Here is a 16,397-nt window from a genome sequence, read left to right as displayed (position 1 = left end):
CTATTAGATCAATCCAGCTTCAACTCTTTTATCTGTTTTTTTACAAGTACCATGAGTTTATATATGATGGTGTTATGGTTATGCTCATAATTAATATTGAGTTGCTGATGGTTTCGGTCTATCTATTTACTATATAATCCGTAATCATTAAACTCCTTTTCAAACGAGTTACCGCGCTGGTAATATTTGAATTTGATGTATCCGCAATGCGCGACAAACAATGTCACTTTATTTTTAAACATTCCCAAAAACAATGGTTCTTCATATTGAGCAGGCAAGATATTTTCGGCTTTTATGTTTTTTACATAGCTGGAAAAGGTAGTTATAAAATAAGGATTAATACGCACGGGGGCATGTTTTAGGCAATTATCAAATCGCTGTATATAGGCTTTGCCATTTTTGAGCCAAAACAGGTACATTTTGTCAACGGCGTAGCAGGAATCCTTTTTTATCTCATCGAGAGGTATAAACATACCGCCAAAATTTTCTCTAAAATGAACTATAGTGTCAATACCTGCTTTTTGAAGCTCATGAACCCGAGAAATCAGTTGATTTTCAACTTCTGTTTGAGCCATGACTTGGAAAAATAAGCATCCTGAAAATATAGTTATTAATAATGCTCTCATAGCCAGCAAGCGTTATATAAGCCTGGAAATAAAAATATTAAAAAATTTGTCTCTTCCCTGTAACCTCCTTAAAAAACGTGTGGTCATAGTACACAAATCGCCACTGCTGGCGAGGATTTTAACAACAATATTTACTTACTTTAATTTTTAATACAATGGAAGGCCCAGAAATTTTAATCCCTATTTTAGTTCCACTTGCCATGTTTGCTTTGGTTTTTGGAATTGTTTACCTGCAAAAACGCGAAAAAATGGCCATGATCGAGCGCGGTATGGACCCACGCCGTTATAAGCCACAATCGGCACCGTACCAAAACCTTAAATGGGGTTTGCTTTTAATTGGCGCAGGTTTAGGTTTATTTATAGCCTTTGTGTTAGACCGTACCCTTTTTTCAAGCAACCTTCATCATGAGGAAAACGAAGCTATATACTTTGCTTTAATTGCCATATTTGGCGGAGCTGGCTTGTTTTTATCATACGTGATTGAGAAAAAGGACGACGCACAAAGAACCATCACCTATTCTAAAGAAGAAGAGACCGTTTAACCCACTCCTCTTTTTTACCGCAACAAAGCATCTTCTATAACAGGAGGAGGCTTTTTGCCGTTTACAGGTAACGCTCTTTTATAATGCTGATATGATGCAATTCGTGCCCGGCAGTTATGTACAGCAACGCCCTTACCGATACCGGCCTTCCATTGGCAGTTCCCTGGTATAAGGATTGTTCATCGGTTACCGAATTATAGAGAAACAAATTAGCCTCGCGCAGGGCTTTAAACTCGGCGGCTAAGTTTTGCAGCGTAAAATTGCTTAAATCGGTTTGCTCAACATAAGCGTTCTCGTCAAAACCAGGCAATGGTGTTGCATCGCGCCGCAAAAAGCACAACAACCTAAAGGCAAATACCCGCTCGGCATCAATCATATGGCTGAGCAATTGCTTTATTGTCCACTTGCCTTCGGCATAGGCGTAGTCGGTCTTTTCGGGCGGCAGGCTGGTAAAAAACCCGAAAGTACTGTCTTTTAACTGCACGAGGGTTTGCAACACATTGCCCGCCTGGGCAGCCTTATTAATATAGCCTTCGTAAAACGAGGCGTATTCGCCGGGTTGAGGTTGGGTTATCATTCTTCTATGCTTCTGAGTACAATTCTAAACGTGGTGCCTTTACCCACTTCCGAGTCTTTCACAAAAATTTGTCCGTTGTGGTAATTCTCTACCATACGTTTGGTGAGCGAAAGGCCTAATCCCCAACCGCGTTTACGCGTGGTGTAGCCGGGGCGAAAAACGGTAACAAATTTTGATCGCGGAATGCCTTTGCCCGAATCGGTTACATCAATATAAACCTGGTTGCGGGCCTTGCTGGCTACAATATCAACCTTAATGCTGCCTTTGCCTTCAATGGCGTTAACTGCATTTTTAAGCAGGTTCTCAATTACCCAGTCAAACAGGGGCACATTAATTCCGGCTTTTAAATAACGATCGCCCCGCACCTCAAAAGTAATTTTATCTGTAACGCGCACCCTAAAGTAGTTCACAAAATCATTAACCACCTCGTAAACCGAGTGTGCATCCAATACCGGTTTCGAACCAATTTTAGAGAAACGGTCGGCCACCACTTCCAGGCGCTTTACGTCATTAGCCATTTCGGCAATCAGCGGATCTTCTTCGGCATTAAACTTATCTTTTAATAACTCTATCCACGCCAGTAGTGATGATATGGGCGTGCCCAGTTGGTGAGCAGTTTCTTTAGCCAAGCCTACCCAAACCTGGTTTTGCTCCGATTTGCGCTCTGAACTAAACGCCGAATATGCCACTCCTAAAAATATGGCAATAATGGTGAGCTGTATATAAGGAAAAACCCGCAACTGGCTCAACAGTAACGACTCCTTGTAATACACGAACCAAAAGGTTTCGCCAAGCCCGGGTATGTCCATTTTTATTTTAATGGGCTCATGCTGGGCTTTCATAATGGCCAGTTCGTTCTCAAAATACTTAATATCGTAAACCGGTGCCTTTTTATTATCGATGCCGGGCTCGGGAGGCAGCTCTATAAAAGTTTTGGTAGTATCCAATCCGCGACTGAATTTAAAATCGCCTTTTTCATCGGTAATAATGGCCGGTACCAACAAGCTGTCGCGCACTAAAAAAACAAAGTTCAGGTGGTCTTCATCAACGGTTTTGAAAACCTGTTTCATAGCCTGTGCCCAAACCTGTGCACTCTTACGCTCGCTTTTAGCAATGTTTTTTACCAGGTATTGCGTGTACAACAACGAACTGCCGGCAATAATTACCGCAAAAAACAATAACAAATATTTCCAGCGCTTTTTTCGTTGGTACGGATTATCCATTTGTTCAAATATAAGGAGTGAATGGTTGAATGAGTGAATTAGTGAATGTTTTTACTAAATGCGCCGAAAATCATAAATTACATAAGTCGAAAAATGGAAATAGTGTTTGCTTGCTTAATACTCAAACAATCATATTCTTACCTAAATAATATGTATTCTATCATTCACCGGTAATAACTACTCACTCATTCACTCATTCAACCATTCACTCCTTATATTTGCCCCCATGTCACAACAAAATGTAAGGGTGCGTTTTGCGCCAAGTCCTACCGGTGGTTTGCACCTGGGCGGCGTGCGTACCGTATTATTTAACTACCTGTTTGCCAAAAAGCACAACGGTATCTTTGTTTTACGAATTGAAGACACCGACCAAACACGCTACGTGGAAGGTGCCGAAGAATATATTTTTAACTGCCTTAAATGGTGCGGCTTAACGCCCGATGAAAGCGCCCTGCATGGCGGCCCCTTTGCGCCATACCGCCAAAGCGAGCGCAAACCGCTTTACCGCGAGTATGCCGAAAAAACTGGTGATGCACGGGCATGCCTATTATGCCTTTGATACCCCCGAAGAACTGGAACAGAAACGTAATGAAGTACCAAACTTTCAGTATGGTATAGCTCATCGTAACCAAATGCGTAACTCCTTATCGTTACCACAGCAAAAGGTTGATAAATTACTGCACGATGGCACCCCGCACGTTATCCGTATAAAAATGCCCGAAAACGAAACCATTACGTTTGAGGACATGATACGCGGTTACGTAAGTTTTGACTCAAACACGGTTGACGATAAAGTATTGCTCAAGGCTGATGGCATGCCTACTTACCATTTAGCTGTAGTGGTTGATGATTATTTGATGAAAATATCGCATGCTTTCCGTGGTGATGAATGGTTACCATCGGCCCCTGTACACCTGCTGTTGTGGGAGTATTTGGGCTGGAAAGACAGCATGCCACAATGGGCACATTTACCATTAATATTAAAACCCGATGGCCATGGCAAACTAAGTAAACGCGATGGTGCACGCCTGGGTTTCCCGGTGTATGCCATGAACTGGACCGATGCTAAAACCGGCGACCTTACCGAGGGTTTCCGCGAAATTGGTTTCCTGCCCGAGGCTTTCCTGAACCTGCTGGCCATGCTGGGCTGGAATGATGGTACCGACCAGGAAATTTTTTCGCTGGATGAACTGGTAGAAAAATTCTCGATGGAGCGCATCAGCAAAGCCGGCGCAAAATTCGACTTTGAAAAAGCCAAATGGTACAACGCCGAGTGGATTAAAAAGGTAAATGGTGAAAGGTTAAAGGATGAAGGGAAAGCCGTTTTGGCCGCTAAAGGAATTGAAGTAAGCGACGATGCTTATTTAACCAAAGCTCTCGAGCTCATCAAAGACCGGTTGGTATTACTAAACGATATTTACGAGCATGCCTGGTACTTCTTCAAGCAACCAGCAGAGTATGACTTACCATCGGTAAAACCCAAATGGAATGATGCTAAAACCGAGTTGTTCAATACCTTCATCGGTCACATCAAGCAAACCGATAACTGGAACGCTGCCGATTTAGAGGCCGATTTTAAAGCCCTGTTGACCGAAAAAGGTTTGAAGCCCGGTGATGCCATGCTGCCTTTCCGCATAATGCTGGTAGGTGGTAAGTTTGGTCCTCATGTGTTTGATATTGCTGCCCTTTTGGGTAAAGATGAGGTAATAGCAAGAATTGAAAAAGGATTGGCTGCGTTTACAGCGTAGTTTACTGAGTATAAAAAAAGCCGTGGCTGTAAACAGCCACGGCTTTTTTGTTAGCGCTTTTTGTTATTTTTTACTGTGCCCTCTTCACTTCGTCTGTTTGCAGGGAGTGCATGGCCATCATTTCTTTCATGGTCTTTTGCATATTATCGGCCGATCCATCTAAAAAGATCACATTGCCTTTCGAGTTTTCGCTGAAATGCTTTATGGCTTCTGTCCACATGGTAAAGAGGATCACCGAGGTATCCATATTGGCCTGGTGCATTTCTTTGGCGGCTACGCTCATACCTTTGGCCACTTCCTCGCGGAACAAAGCCACACCCTGACCACGTAACTGCGATGCCTGACGATCGGCCTCGGCGGCAATTTTAATAGCATTACCTTCGGCCTCGGCAGCTTTGGTTTTAGTGATGAGGAGTGCTTGTCCTTCGTTTTCGGCGGCGGCCTTCAGGTTGTTAGAGGCCACTACCTGGCTCATCGATTTCATGATGATATCATCGAAGGTAATATCGTTCAATTGAAGGTCTTGCAAGTGATAACCCCAGCCTTCCAGTATATTATCAATCTGCTCCTTAACGTGTTCCACTATTTCGCGGCGGAGGATAAGCACATCGCTCTGGCGCTTGGTGGCTACGTATGCCCGTATAGAACCTTCTACCGTGCGCACCAATGCCTGCATCAGGTTACGCTCGTCCACAAACTTAAAGGCTACGGCTTTAATGGCCTCCTCGCTCTGGTCAAAAACCGAGTAGAGTATCATGGCCTTAAAGTATACATTGGCCTGGTCTACCGTTACAGCCTGAAACTCCAATTCAACCGAGCGATTTTGTATAGATATGCGTGAGTATAATACCTCTATTAAAGGTATCTTAAAATTAAGGCCCGGTAGCAGTATGCGGCGGTACTTTCCAAATACGGTTACTACGCCCACTGTGCCTTGTTTAACGGTTACAAACGAAGTAATTAATACAATAAATAAAATAATTGCGAGAGCAATCCAAACGGCATTCATAATTCGGTGTTATATGTGATGAAATAAAGATAAACGAATTAATATACGTTACATCCATTTTAACCAAAATATTTACACATGAACTTAAAACGTACTTTCGGCGCTATACTTACCGTGTTGGGTATAGTAGGATTAATTTACACCGGTATTGGTGTAATACAGCATTCGGGCAATGCCACAACATTGGTAGTAGTGGGCATAATTTCGGTATTGTTCTTCTTTTCGGGTATTGGCCTGGTAAAGAATACCAAGGATACGGATTAAAGAAGAAGCCCTAAGTCCCCTCTAAATCTTCTCCGCCTGAGGCGGAAGACTTTAAAATAAAATCCAAGTTCTTAAAGCCCTTCCGCCTTAGGCGGATAGGGTTAGGCTTGGGGCAAAAAAAGCTCCCGTTTTTGGCGGGAGCTCTATTATATATATTAGTTATTCTGAGGGGCATCTGCTAACAGCCGTCCGCCTTTGTAATAGTAGCGCGTCCAGTATGGGTCGGCCAGGTAACTGATCATTACGCCTTTGCTGGTTGAGGCATGGGCAAATTTGCCGTTACCAATATAAACCCCAACATGGGTAATAGCGCGGCTGTGTATTTTAAAGAAAACCAGGTCGCCTTCTTTTAAATCAGTTTTGCTAACGGGGTTAACCGTGCTGAAAATATTACGGCTATTGTTACCAATGGCTGTGTTAAATACTTTGGTATAAAGCTGGTAAGCAAAACCCGAACAATCAATACCGCGTTTGGTATCGCCGCCTAAGCGGTAAGGGGTGCCAACCCAATCATAAACAAACTGAAATAACTTCACGTTAGAGGTGGCCGACATAGCTACACCCATAATTTGTGAGAAGTAATCTTTTGCTAAGCTTTTGTCCTCGTCGCTTTCTTCGGTTTGATTTGGAACACTTTTTGTTTGAGCTTGTGACGATAAAACACTCATCATTAGGGCAATAGCAAGAAACAATTTCTTCATCTAATCAACAATTATTAAGGGTACGAATTGTAATTTGTTTATTAAAATGGACACTGGTGTCTATTGTTAAATACAAAACTATGTAAAGTTTTGAAATATGCAAATCCTGAAAACAAATTATTTTTAAATTAATTTTTATACGATACTGATTAAATAAAGGTTGCTGCAACCTCATGCAGGATAAATTATTTTCAATATAAGCGTTGCAAAATCTGTTTTTTTCAAGGATATAATTAGATTTGCGCATCGTAAAACAGAAATTGATTGTTTATATAAATGAGTTCAATCGCTATAACTAAAGAAACCTACCTAATGTGGTACGAGTTGATGCTGATGATGCGTAAGTTCGAAGAGAAAACCGGACAACTATACGGCCAGCAAAAGATCAGAGGATTTTGTCACTTATACATTGGGCAAGAGGCTGTTTTAGCCGGAGCCGTATCAGCACTTCGTCATGAAGACAGCATGATCACTACTTACCGTGACCATGCCCATGCTTTAGCCAAAGGCACCTCGCCAAAAGCTATCATGGCCGAAATGTATGGTAAATCAACCGGTATCTCTAAAGGTAAAGGTGGTTCGATGCATATGTTCGACAAAGAAAACCACTTTTACGGTGGTCACGGTATTGTAGGCGGTCAAATTCCGCTGGGTGCCGGTATTGCCTTTGCCGAAAAATACAAAGGAACCGAGTTTTTAAACGTTTGCTACATGGGTGATGGTGCTGTGCGCCAGGGTGCCCTGGGTGAAACCTTTAACATGGCCGCCCTTTGGAAACTGCCTGTTATTTTTGTTTGCGAAAACAACGGTTACGCCATGGGTACATCAGTAGCCCGTACCACTGCCGATGTTGATATTTATAAATTAGGCTTACCATATGGCATCCCTTCACAGGCTGTTGATGGTATGGACCCGGTTGCTGTACATAACGCTATGGACGAAGCCGCCCAGCGTGCACGTGCCGGCGAAGGACCAACCTTCCTGGAAATGCGTACTTACCGCTACAAAGGCCACTCCATGAGTGATCCTCAAAAATACCGTACCAAAGAAGAAGTTGAAAGCTACAAAGCCAAAGACCCTATTGAAATTGTAAAACAAGAGATAGAGAAAAATGGTTATGCTGATGAAAAATGGTTTGAAGAAGTTGCGGCTAAAATAAAAGCCGAAATTGATGAGGCCGTTCAGTTTGCTGAAGAGTCGCCATGGCCGGAAGCATCTGAGCTTTATACCGATGTATACGTTCAGAGCGATTATCCATACATCCGCGACTAACCTATTATAAACAATATTAAAACCAAACTATTCATCAATACAATATGGCTGAAGTAGTTAAAATGCCCAAAATGAGCGATACCATGACCGAAGGGGTTATCGCTAAATGGCATAAAAAAGTTGGCGACAAGGTAAAATCGGGCGATACACTGGCCGAGGTTGAAACCGATAAAGCCACAATGGATTTTGAATCGTACCAGGAAGGTACCCTGCTATACATTGGTATAGAAGAAGGTGCTGCCGTACCTGTTGATGCTGTAATTGCCGTAATTGGTAACGAAGGCGAAGACTATAAAGCTTTATTAGAAGGTGGCGCTGCTCCTGCTAAAGAAGAAAAAACAGAAGACAAGAAAGCTGATGCCCCTAAAGAGGAAAAAGCTGCCGAGCCTGCTGTTGACCTTTCGAGCATTAAAGCCGCTGTTATACGTATGCCGCTCCTAAGCGATACCATGACCGAGGGCGTTATTAACAAATGGAACTTTAAAGTAGGTGATAAAGTTAAGGCCGATGATTCATTAGCCGATGTGGATACCGACAAAGCTACCATGGAAGTGGTAGGTTATGAAGAAGGCACCCTGCTTTACATTGGTGTTGAAGAAGGCCAGGCTGCTAAAGTAAACGATATTATTGCCATTGTAGGCGAAGAAGGCACCGATATTCAACCTTTATTAAAAGGTGGTTCGGCTGCGCCTGCTGCCGGTGGTGAGAAAAAAGAAGAAGCCAAAGCTGAAGAAGCTGCTCCTGCTGCAGAAGAAAAAGCTACCTCATCTGACGATAGCCGCGTAAAAGCCTCTCCTTTAGCCCGTAAAATTGCTAAAGACAAAGGCATCAACTTAAGCGAAGTTAAAGGTACTGCCGAAAACGGCCGTATTACTAAAAAGGATATTGAAGGCTTTACGCCATCAACCAAAGAGGTTGAGCAAAAAGCTGCTGCTGAAGCTGCTCCGGCACCTGCTAAGGATGCTGGCAAAGCTGCTCCAACCATTACTTTGGCTCCTTTTGTTGGCGAAGAGAAATTTACCGAGAAACCGGTTACTCAAATGCGTAAGGTTATTGCCAAGCGTTTATCTGAGAGCTTGTTTACTGCACCTCATTTCTTTGTAACCGTATCAATCGATATGGATCAGGCTATCGTAGCCCGTAACAAAATGAACGAGGTTGCACCGGTTAAAATATCATTTAACGATTTGGTGGTTAAAGCTTGTGCTGTTGCCTTGAAACAACACCCGGTAATTAACTCATCATGGTTAGGCGATAAAATTCGCTTTAATGAGCATGTTAACATTGGTATTGCCGTAGCTGTTGACGAAGGCTTGCTGGTACCGGTTGTACGTTTTGCCGATGGTAAATCATTAAGCCGCATTAGCGCCGAGGTTAAGGAGTTTGCTAAAAAAGCAAAAGACAAAAAACTTCAGCCATCTGATTGGGAAGGTTCAACCTTTACCATATCTAACTTAGGTATGTTTGGTGTTGACGATTTTACCGCCATCATTAACACGCCAGATTCATGTATCCTTGCTGTTGCAGGTATACAACAAGTACCGGTGGTTAAAAATGGTGCCGTGGTACCAGGTAACATAATGAAGGTAACCCTGAGCGCCGATCACCGTACGGTTGATGGTGCCAGTGCAGCCGCTTTCTTGAACACCGTAAAATCGTTGTTAGAAGAACCGGTAAGGTTATTGATATAATAAGATTAAGCTCTTATATTTGATAAGCCCTTTGGTGACAAGCCAAAGGGCTTTATTTTTTATAAACCAATAATACCTGAATAAAGAGTTATGAAGAAGACATGGCTCATTTGCCTTTTATTATGCTGTGGCGTACTGGCGCACGCGCAGTCAAAAAAAAACAAGCTTAAAAAACTGCTGGAACGTAATATTCCATGTAATATGGAAGGTCGTACCATTCCGCTTACCGATACTTCATTGTATGCGCAAAGCCGCAATGTATCGTACAGCTATTCGTATACATTCCCTAAAAACTACAAAGAAACCTGGCCTAAAGAAGAAGTGGTAAGCGAGGTACGCCAACACAACGACCCATACATTGATACCGTTACCTACACCAGTCAAGATCGCAAGGCCTCCTTCAAGATATATGCCGGTAACGTGGTGGTGCTACCATCGGGCCGGGTGCACAACATGAAACTGGCCGACGTGCAAGCCATTGATAAGTTTGCCGACCAGCATATTGCCAATATTAAACAGGGTAAAGACAAAGATCTGGGTAAGGTGCACATACAGCACATTTGTAAAGGTGTAAAAGGCTACCGTTACACCATTTGCGTAAAAGCCAGCCAGGGCGATGAGCAAATGCTCTACAAAATTATCATGGTTGAAATGCCCGTATCAGGCGATTTGATCTTCTCGCACTTCCTCTTCCGCTACCCAACCGCCGATAAAGAGAAGTACGAAGCACAGGGTATTAGTTTGGCGAGGGAGTTTAAGGCTGATGAGTAAAATTAACAGCCTACAGTAGTATTCATTCCTGCAATTTTTAATAAATGGCCTTTTTTCGCCAACGAAGACATATATAAACTTATCGTATAAATGGCAGACTCAGTTGAGGTATTTATAACGAGGTCAGGTATACCATCATTGTCAATATCGCTGGCTAGTATGATAGAGCAACCAAATTCCGATGTATTGGTAGCAAAAAGCAGTTCATTATATTCTATCCCTTTCACCGTGGCTTTTAAAGCTAACCTGTAATTGAAAAGCGAATAAGATTTGCTACCCGGATAATCTGGCTTTTTTTGTCCGGTGGCATAAATAGTATATTTAATGCCATTTTGGCTGTAGGTTGCACTATCGCCCGGGAGAAACTCATTTTTGTTGAGTTCAATTTTTTCAATAGGATGGTTTTTTAGTGATGGGAGGTTTGAAATCAATAAAACAGAGGAATCTTTATCAACTGTTGATATTTGCCAGCCAGTTTTAGCGTCTCGTTCATCCAATTCATCATCAGCTACCCGTGCTAGCTTAAGGCGGGTTTCTTTTAAACAATAAACTTTATTATTATGAAATATGCCCATCCATGTATGCAGGCCGTACTGAGGTTTTACTTCGTTATTATGAAAAGTCCCTGTGTAAAGTATTTGAGCGGCGTAAGTTGAATCATCAGGAAAGAACTGCAGTACGGTATCTACAACAGGAGTATTTAATACAACCTTAGCTTGAACAGGACGCCCACTTTTCATGCTGTCGCTGCCTGTAAACTTATAGCTTTGTTTATTACCGCACGCGGTAAATAAGGATAACGGGATAAGAAACAGGCGACGCATATAGTTTTAAGTTTAAGCCAATGTAAGCTTTTTGAATTGAGAAACATCACTCGTCCGGGCAGGCTCTCTCATAGAGTACCCTGCAGTGCACTTACTGAATGCTTTTATACCTTGCAAACCGACGCAAGGTCTTCTATAGGAGACTCTGCTTAAACGAAAAAGGTGCTACCTTTTACAGCAAATTCATGATTTTTCGTCCGAGCAGGGTCTCTCGTAGAGGACCCTGCAGTGCATTTACAAAATGCTTTTATACCTTAAAAACCGACAGCAGGGTCCTCTATGAGAAACCCTGCTTAACGGTAATTGATTTACTTCTTCCCGCTGATCCTGATCACACTGCACGAATAAGCCGGTACACTATACATAAACTTTGGGTTAACCTTTAGGGTTGATGTTACCGGTAAGATGTTTTTATCACTGATGCTTGCATTTTTGGCCTTCGGGTCGCCGCTGAGTATTGATAGGCTGGCGATTGAGGCCAGGCCTTTAAAGGCCGAAACATCGGCGTTGGCAGTAACCGTAGTGGCACCGGTGTTTACAATCTTTAAAATTACGTCGCCGGTTTGGCTGTCGCGCACGCAGGAGGCGGCAAGGGTAGAATCTTTAGTATTTAAACCGGCAAACTTCACAGTGTTGGCAAAATAGCTGTCGCCCTGGTTAACACTAAACAACTGTTGCACATAATAATTTACGGTTGGTATTACCTCAGTACCATTAAAGTAAATGAGATTAGGATTCCAAGAGGTGTGGCCTGCGCGGGCAATAAGTGGGGCATAACTGGCCATGTGTACCACGTCGCCGTTACGCTCAAGGGCAGTCATATAAGCAGCTTCGCAAAGGGCATTGTACAAGGTGTTGCCACGTGATGCATATTCGCCTAAATACACTTTAGAGTGAGAGCGGTTATAGCTATCATAACGGTTATTGTTTTTTAAAAACCACTCGGGGCTTTCGTAGTAATGCTCATCAACCACGGGTACGGCCAACTGGTCGGCAATTTTCCAACCAGCCTCATAATCGGGACCCGCAGGGCTTGGGCCTACGGTGCCAATAATGGTAACCTCGGGGTGTTTAGCTTTAACGGCTTTATATATCATGGTAAAGCGTTCGGTAAACTCGGGCGTAATTTTATCCTCATTACCAATGCCAATGTATTGCAAGTTAAACGGTTTAGGGTGACCAGCTGCGGCACGGATAGCTCCCCAGTGCGAGGTGGCCGGCCCGTTGGCATATTCAATTAAATCAATCACATCCTGAATGTAAGCCTGCATTTCATCCATAGATATACCCTTTTGTCCGGTACCGCCAATGCGCCAGGTACCGCCCGAGTTTTGGCAGCTTACCGCAGCGGCTACCACAGGCAATGGCTTAGCGCCAATATCTTCACAAAACTGAAAATATTCAAAATACCCTAAACCTACCGATTGGTGGTAATTCCAGATATTGCGTTGTTCTACCCGCTGTTCAATGGGGCCAACGGTATTTTTCCAATTGTAAATATTGGCAATACCATCTCCGTGCACCAAACAGCCACCCGGAAAACGCATGAACTTAGGTTTAAGGTTGGCTATGGCTTCGCCCAAATCGGCACGCAAACCGTTGGCATGACCTTTATAAGTATTTTGTGGGAAGAGCGAGATCATATCCAAAGCCAGTTTGCCTTTACCTTTTGCCAATACTACCAGGTGGGCTGTATCGGTACCGGCGGTGGGTTTAATATTTGCAGTGTACTTCTTCCACGTGCTTTTATCAGCGGTAAAAGTAGTTTCGCCAATAACTACACCTTTGGTGGTTTGCAACTGCACAACCATAGGTATAGCCTTGCCCTCGTTTTTTATAAATACCGAAAAGTTGTATTTCCCGGCAGACTTAATTACCATACCATCAAAACCCGTATTTTTTAGTCCGATGCCTTTCTGCCCTTCATCCTGTATATTGAGCAACACATAATGCGGATTATTAACATGCAGCGGCGCAGCCGACTCTACCGAAATGCTTCCGTAACCAAATCCATCGGTAACGTATTGCCAGGCGGTAAAAGGGTTCCAGGCTTTATTATCGGCCGGTGTATATTCAAATGAGCGGTTTTGCACCAGTTCGGCATACAAGCCGCCATCGGCTGCGTAGCTCAGGTCTTCAAAAAAAATCCCGAACAGGTCTTTACTAATAGGTTTGCCTTTTGCCACATTGGGCTGCGCAATAACTGTCATATTTACACTTATTGCTAAGGTCACAACTAATCCTAAAAACTTAAATTTCAACATAACAAGCGTATTGGGTTTTAAATTGGCCGGACTGATTGCCCGTGGTTAATGTGTAATTGCTACACTGGTTACACAAACATAAGTAATATAAACGGAGTAAAGCAATAGCATAATATTAATTAACCGGTACCCTTTTGGGTATAGCTCACAAGCAGGTTTTCAATTGTTCAACCCGTTCAACTGCGTTACAGGTGTTCTAAGTATTTTATGAAACACTAAATGGAACACCACGGAAAAACCGGGACTTTTCGGGTGATTTCGCGGTTTTCAGAAGAAAAAATCAAAACTATACGGAGGGTTTGGGGTCATTTTATCTTGAATCTTGATTCTTTACTCTTGAATCTAAAAACTTATTTTTGCGGTTCAATTTTTTAAAGTGGGAAAAGATAAGTTAAAGCGTTTTGCCGAGATAGATACATTTAGCAATGTAATACAGTTAGAGGCGGGTATACCCTATAAAGGTAAATGGGCTCCTGAATTTTTTAAGAACAGTAACCCCGTAGTACTCGAACTGGCCTGTGGTAAAGGCGAATACACGGTTAACCTGGCGCAACTATTCCCGCAAAAAAACTTTATAGGCATTGATTATAAGGGCAACCGGATATGGCGCGGTGCTAAAACTGCAATTGAAGAGGGCTTCACTAACGTAGGCTTTTTGCGTATACAGATCGAAAACCTGGTAGACTTTTTTGCCCCCGGAGAGGTTGACGAAATATGGATCACTTTCCCCGACCCGCAACCGCAATTGAGCCGCGAAAAAAAGCGTCTTACCTCGCCACGTTTCTTGGATAAATACAAGCAACTGCTTAAACCGGGCGGTTATATGAATCTCAAAACCGATAACGACGACCTGCACGCCTACACCGCCGAAAAGATTGAAGAACTTGGCCTTAAACTACACGTAAAAACCGAAGACTTGTACCACTCTTCGCATGCCGATGAGGTACTGAATATTAAAACCTACTACGAGAAAAAGTATCTTAAAGACAATAAAAACATCAATTATCTCAAATTTTCATTCGAGTAATTATGGCTGCCGACCCAAACTTTAACAATCACGTTTTTGAGGTTGCCCGCCAGGTTCCGGCAGGCAGGGTTACTTCATATGGTGCTATTGCTAAGTTTTTGGGTGTGCCTAACTGGTCGCGCAAGGTGGGGCATGCCATGGGTATGCTGAATGGGGTTGAGCCACCGGTGCCTTTCCAACGCATTGTAAACAGCCAAGGCCGTTTAACGGGTGGCACCGAGGGCATTGAGCACCGTATAGAACTACTTGCCAAAGAAGGCGTTACCGTAATAGGTGATAAGGTGCAAAACTTTAAAACCGTATACTGGGACCCATCCATAGAGCTGGATTACTAACATAAAAAAGGCTGTTTCTTACACGGAAACAGCCTTTTTTTGTATGTATCTAAATATCCCAACTATATCGTTTTTCCGTTAACTACAACGTTATTCAGTTTAAGGTACTTCTGTGTTTCAGGGGTGATTTTAAACTCAGTAACCTTAATGTCGATATTCTTAAGCTGAAGCGGTTCGATGGCTGAGGTGGGTGTACCCTTAATTTCGCCAAAGGCTGCGCAGGAGCCATTTACGTTTTCAATACGCACATTTTTGATTAATGATTTTGGAGGGGTTTGTCCTTTCAAATCAAAATACTGGGTCCATGGGGTTACTTTTAGCAGGGTTGAATTACCAGTCATGGTAATATCGGTCAGGCTAATATCTTCGTACTGCTGTGGGGTGTCAGGCCGTAATTTTAACCGTAATACGTTTACACCTCGGGCTTCGCAGCGCTCAATTTTTACATTACGAACTATGGTAGCCTCGCTGCCGCAGGTTACTACGCCACCACCGGCTTCAAAAACGCAATCGCTTATACGAATATTTTCTACCGGCGGGCTGTCCTTATCATCCATGGCAAAAGGGCCTTTGGTGCCTTTGAGTGCAATATCATCATCGCCTACGGCAAAAAAGCAGCGGCGTATGATAATGTCTTGCGAACTGTCTACATCTATCCCGTCTGAGCTGGGTGCGTGGTCGTCGGGCTTGGAGCGGTGCGCAGCTTCAAAGCGACAATCTTCTACCGTTACGCCTTTATCGCGATACAGGTGTAGATTCCAAAAACCCGAATCTTTAAAGTTGATACCCGAAATAAGTACATCCTTCGAATCACGGATAAAAGCCAGTCGCGGGCGCTCTACATCCAGATTTGTGGTGCCCGAAACCTTTTCGCGCTGGGCATAAAACTTCTTCCAAAAAGGACTACCGCTGCCATCGAGTGTTCCTTTACCGGTAATTTTCAGGTGGTCAACCTTATCGCCGTTAATAAGGGCGGCGCGCCACGGTTCAAAATGGCCTTCAATTCGGGTCATGAGCTTGGGGTAATCCTCAATATTGGTCGAACCTTTCAGCACTCCATCGGCCTGTATTTCGATATTAACACCCGGTTTAAGGAAAATGGCTCCGCTTAAAAAGGTTCCTTTAGGAATAACAACGGTGCCTCCCCCATTCTTTGCACAGTCGTCAATTACCGTTTGAATGGCTTTGGTATTCAGTGTAACACCATCGCCAACGGCACCCAGTTGGGCAATATTATACTTTTTATCGGCAACAAACTGGTTGGCTTGCGGAGTTAAGGCAGGCGTAATAACATGCGGTACCGACAGGAAAGGCAACGTTAATACTAACGTAGTAAATAGGTTGTTTTTAATGGTCAAGATTTTGGCGGTTTATAATTATTGCCCTAAACATAGCTATTTGATTTGTTAAGTACAATTGGTAGCCATGTAAAAACCTTGTGCAAATCAGCCTATTATCAACTGCAAAGTATGATCGTGATCATGTTTTGACATAATGTCCGTCATTCCTGTAACGGGGGTTTT

The 16,397-nt window shown here is 43.1% G+C and carries 15 protein-coding genes and 1 pseudogene; 8 read left to right on the top strand and 8 right to left on the bottom strand.

Annotated elements, in window-relative coordinates; translation table 11 throughout:
• Nucleotides 1–122: 122 nt before the first annotated feature.
• Nucleotides 123–626: a hypothetical protein gene (locus QE417_RS14930; protein WP_311951267.1), complete on the bottom strand. Its 504-nt coding sequence runs from the start codon at nucleotides 624–626 to the stop codon at nucleotides 123–125.
• A gap of 155 nt (nucleotides 627–781) precedes the next feature.
• On the opposite strand from QE417_RS14930, the gene QE417_RS14925 reads away from it, so the two are divergent.
• Nucleotides 782–1,168: a DUF6249 domain-containing protein gene (locus QE417_RS14925; RefSeq protein WP_311951266.1), complete on the top strand. Its 387-nt coding sequence runs from the start codon at nucleotides 782–784 to the stop codon at nucleotides 1,166–1,168.
• Between the two features lie 61 nt (nucleotides 1,169–1,229).
• Here QE417_RS14925 and QE417_RS14920 read toward each other — a convergent pair whose 3' ends face one another.
• Together QE417_RS14920 and QE417_RS14915 are read right to left on the bottom strand one after the other, a co-directional pair.
• Nucleotides 1,230–1,745 (bottom strand): DinB family protein, encoded by a 516-nt coding sequence (locus QE417_RS14920; RefSeq protein ID WP_311951265.1) that lies wholly within the window; start codon nucleotides 1,743–1,745, stop codon nucleotides 1,230–1,232.
• Nucleotides 1,742–2,968 (bottom strand): sensor histidine kinase, encoded by a 1,227-nt coding sequence (locus QE417_RS14915; RefSeq protein ID WP_311951264.1) that lies wholly within the window; start codon nucleotides 2,966–2,968, stop codon nucleotides 1,742–1,744. The genes QE417_RS14920 and QE417_RS14915 overlap by 4 nt, the downstream gene beginning before the upstream one ends.
• A gap of 226 nt (nucleotides 2,969–3,194) precedes the next feature.
• Between QE417_RS14915 and gltX the strand changes: the two are divergent.
• Nucleotides 3,195–4,716: pseudogene (gene gltX, locus QE417_RS14910) on the top strand (glutamate--tRNA ligase).
• A gap of 70 nt (nucleotides 4,717–4,786) precedes the next feature.
• Here gltX and QE417_RS14905 read toward each other — a convergent pair.
• Nucleotides 4,787–5,725: an SPFH domain-containing protein gene (locus QE417_RS14905; protein WP_311951263.1), complete on the bottom strand. Its 939-nt coding sequence runs from the start codon at nucleotides 5,723–5,725 to the stop codon at nucleotides 4,787–4,789.
• A 78-nt stretch (nucleotides 5,726–5,803) separates the two neighbouring features.
• Here QE417_RS14905 and QE417_RS14900 point away from each other — a divergent pair, with 78 nt between their 5' ends.
• Complete coding sequence (locus QE417_RS14900) at nucleotides 5,804–5,989, top strand: hypothetical protein (protein ID WP_311951262.1); 186 nt, start codon at nucleotides 5,804–5,806, stop codon at nucleotides 5,987–5,989.
• A gap of 155 nt (nucleotides 5,990–6,144) precedes the next feature.
• Here the strand turns inward: QE417_RS14900 and QE417_RS14895 are convergent, their stop codons facing one another.
• Nucleotides 6,145–6,690, bottom strand: coding sequence for a C40 family peptidase (locus QE417_RS14895; protein ID WP_311951261.1), 546 nt, complete (start codon nucleotides 6,688–6,690; stop codon nucleotides 6,145–6,147).
• Nucleotides 6,691–6,966: 276 nt separating this feature from the next.
• Between QE417_RS14895 and pdhA the strand changes: the two genes are divergently transcribed.
• The 3 genes from pdhA to QE417_RS14880 all read left to right on the top strand — a co-directional run bounded on the left by pdhA (nucleotide 6,967) and on the right by QE417_RS14880 (nucleotide 10,424).
• On the top strand, nucleotides 6,967–7,962 hold the full coding sequence (gene pdhA / locus QE417_RS14890) for a pyruvate dehydrogenase (acetyl-transferring) E1 component subunit alpha (protein WP_311951260.1): 996 nt from the start codon (nucleotides 6,967–6,969) through the stop codon (nucleotides 7,960–7,962).
• A 44-nt stretch (nucleotides 7,963–8,006) separates the two neighbouring features.
• Nucleotides 8,007–9,653, top strand: a complete 1,647-nt coding sequence (locus tag QE417_RS14885) for a pyruvate dehydrogenase complex dihydrolipoamide acetyltransferase (protein WP_311951259.1) — start codon at nucleotides 8,007–8,009, stop codon at nucleotides 9,651–9,653.
• A gap of 90 nt (nucleotides 9,654–9,743) precedes the next feature.
• Nucleotides 9,744–10,424: a hypothetical protein gene (locus QE417_RS14880; RefSeq protein WP_311951258.1), complete on the top strand. Its 681-nt coding sequence runs from the start codon at nucleotides 9,744–9,746 to the stop codon at nucleotides 10,422–10,424.
• Nucleotides 10,425–10,426: 2 nt separating this feature from the next.
• Here the strand turns inward: QE417_RS14880 and QE417_RS14875 are convergent, their stop codons facing one another.
• Both QE417_RS14875 and QE417_RS14870 read right to left on the bottom strand, forming a co-directional pair.
• Complete coding sequence (locus QE417_RS14875) at nucleotides 10,427–11,248, bottom strand: hypothetical protein (RefSeq protein WP_311951257.1); 822 nt, start codon at nucleotides 11,246–11,248, stop codon at nucleotides 10,427–10,429.
• Between the two features lie 308 nt (nucleotides 11,249–11,556).
• Nucleotides 11,557–13,458, bottom strand: a complete 1,902-nt coding sequence (locus tag QE417_RS14870; RefSeq protein ID WP_311951256.1) for an alpha-L-arabinofuranosidase C-terminal domain-containing protein — start codon at nucleotides 13,456–13,458, stop codon at nucleotides 11,557–11,559.
• Between the two features lie 430 nt (nucleotides 13,459–13,888).
• Between QE417_RS14870 and trmB the strand changes: the two genes are divergently transcribed.
• Entirely contained in the window at nucleotides 13,889–14,539 is a 651-nt protein-coding gene (trmB, locus tag QE417_RS14865; protein WP_311951255.1) for a tRNA (guanosine(46)-N7)-methyltransferase TrmB, read from the top strand.
• A gap of 2 nt (nucleotides 14,540–14,541) precedes the next feature.
• A complete protein-coding gene (locus QE417_RS14860) occupies nucleotides 14,542–14,874 on the top strand; it encodes an MGMT family protein (RefSeq protein ID WP_311951254.1) in 333 nt (110 codons plus the stop codon).
• Between the two features lie 62 nt (nucleotides 14,875–14,936).
• Here the strand turns inward: QE417_RS14860 and QE417_RS14855 are convergent, their stop codons facing one another.
• Nucleotides 14,937–16,232 (bottom strand): glycoside hydrolase family 28 protein, encoded by a 1,296-nt coding sequence (locus QE417_RS14855; RefSeq protein ID WP_311951253.1) that lies wholly within the window; start codon nucleotides 16,230–16,232, stop codon nucleotides 14,937–14,939.
• Between the last annotated feature and the right edge of the window lie 165 nt (nucleotides 16,233–16,397).

It is taken from the genome of Mucilaginibacter terrae (assembly GCF_031951985.1).
GTDB classification, from domain to species: domain Bacteria; phylum Bacteroidota; class Bacteroidia; order Sphingobacteriales; family Sphingobacteriaceae; genus Mucilaginibacter; species Mucilaginibacter terrae_A.
This window is presented reverse-complemented; position numbering and strand designations above follow the sequence as displayed.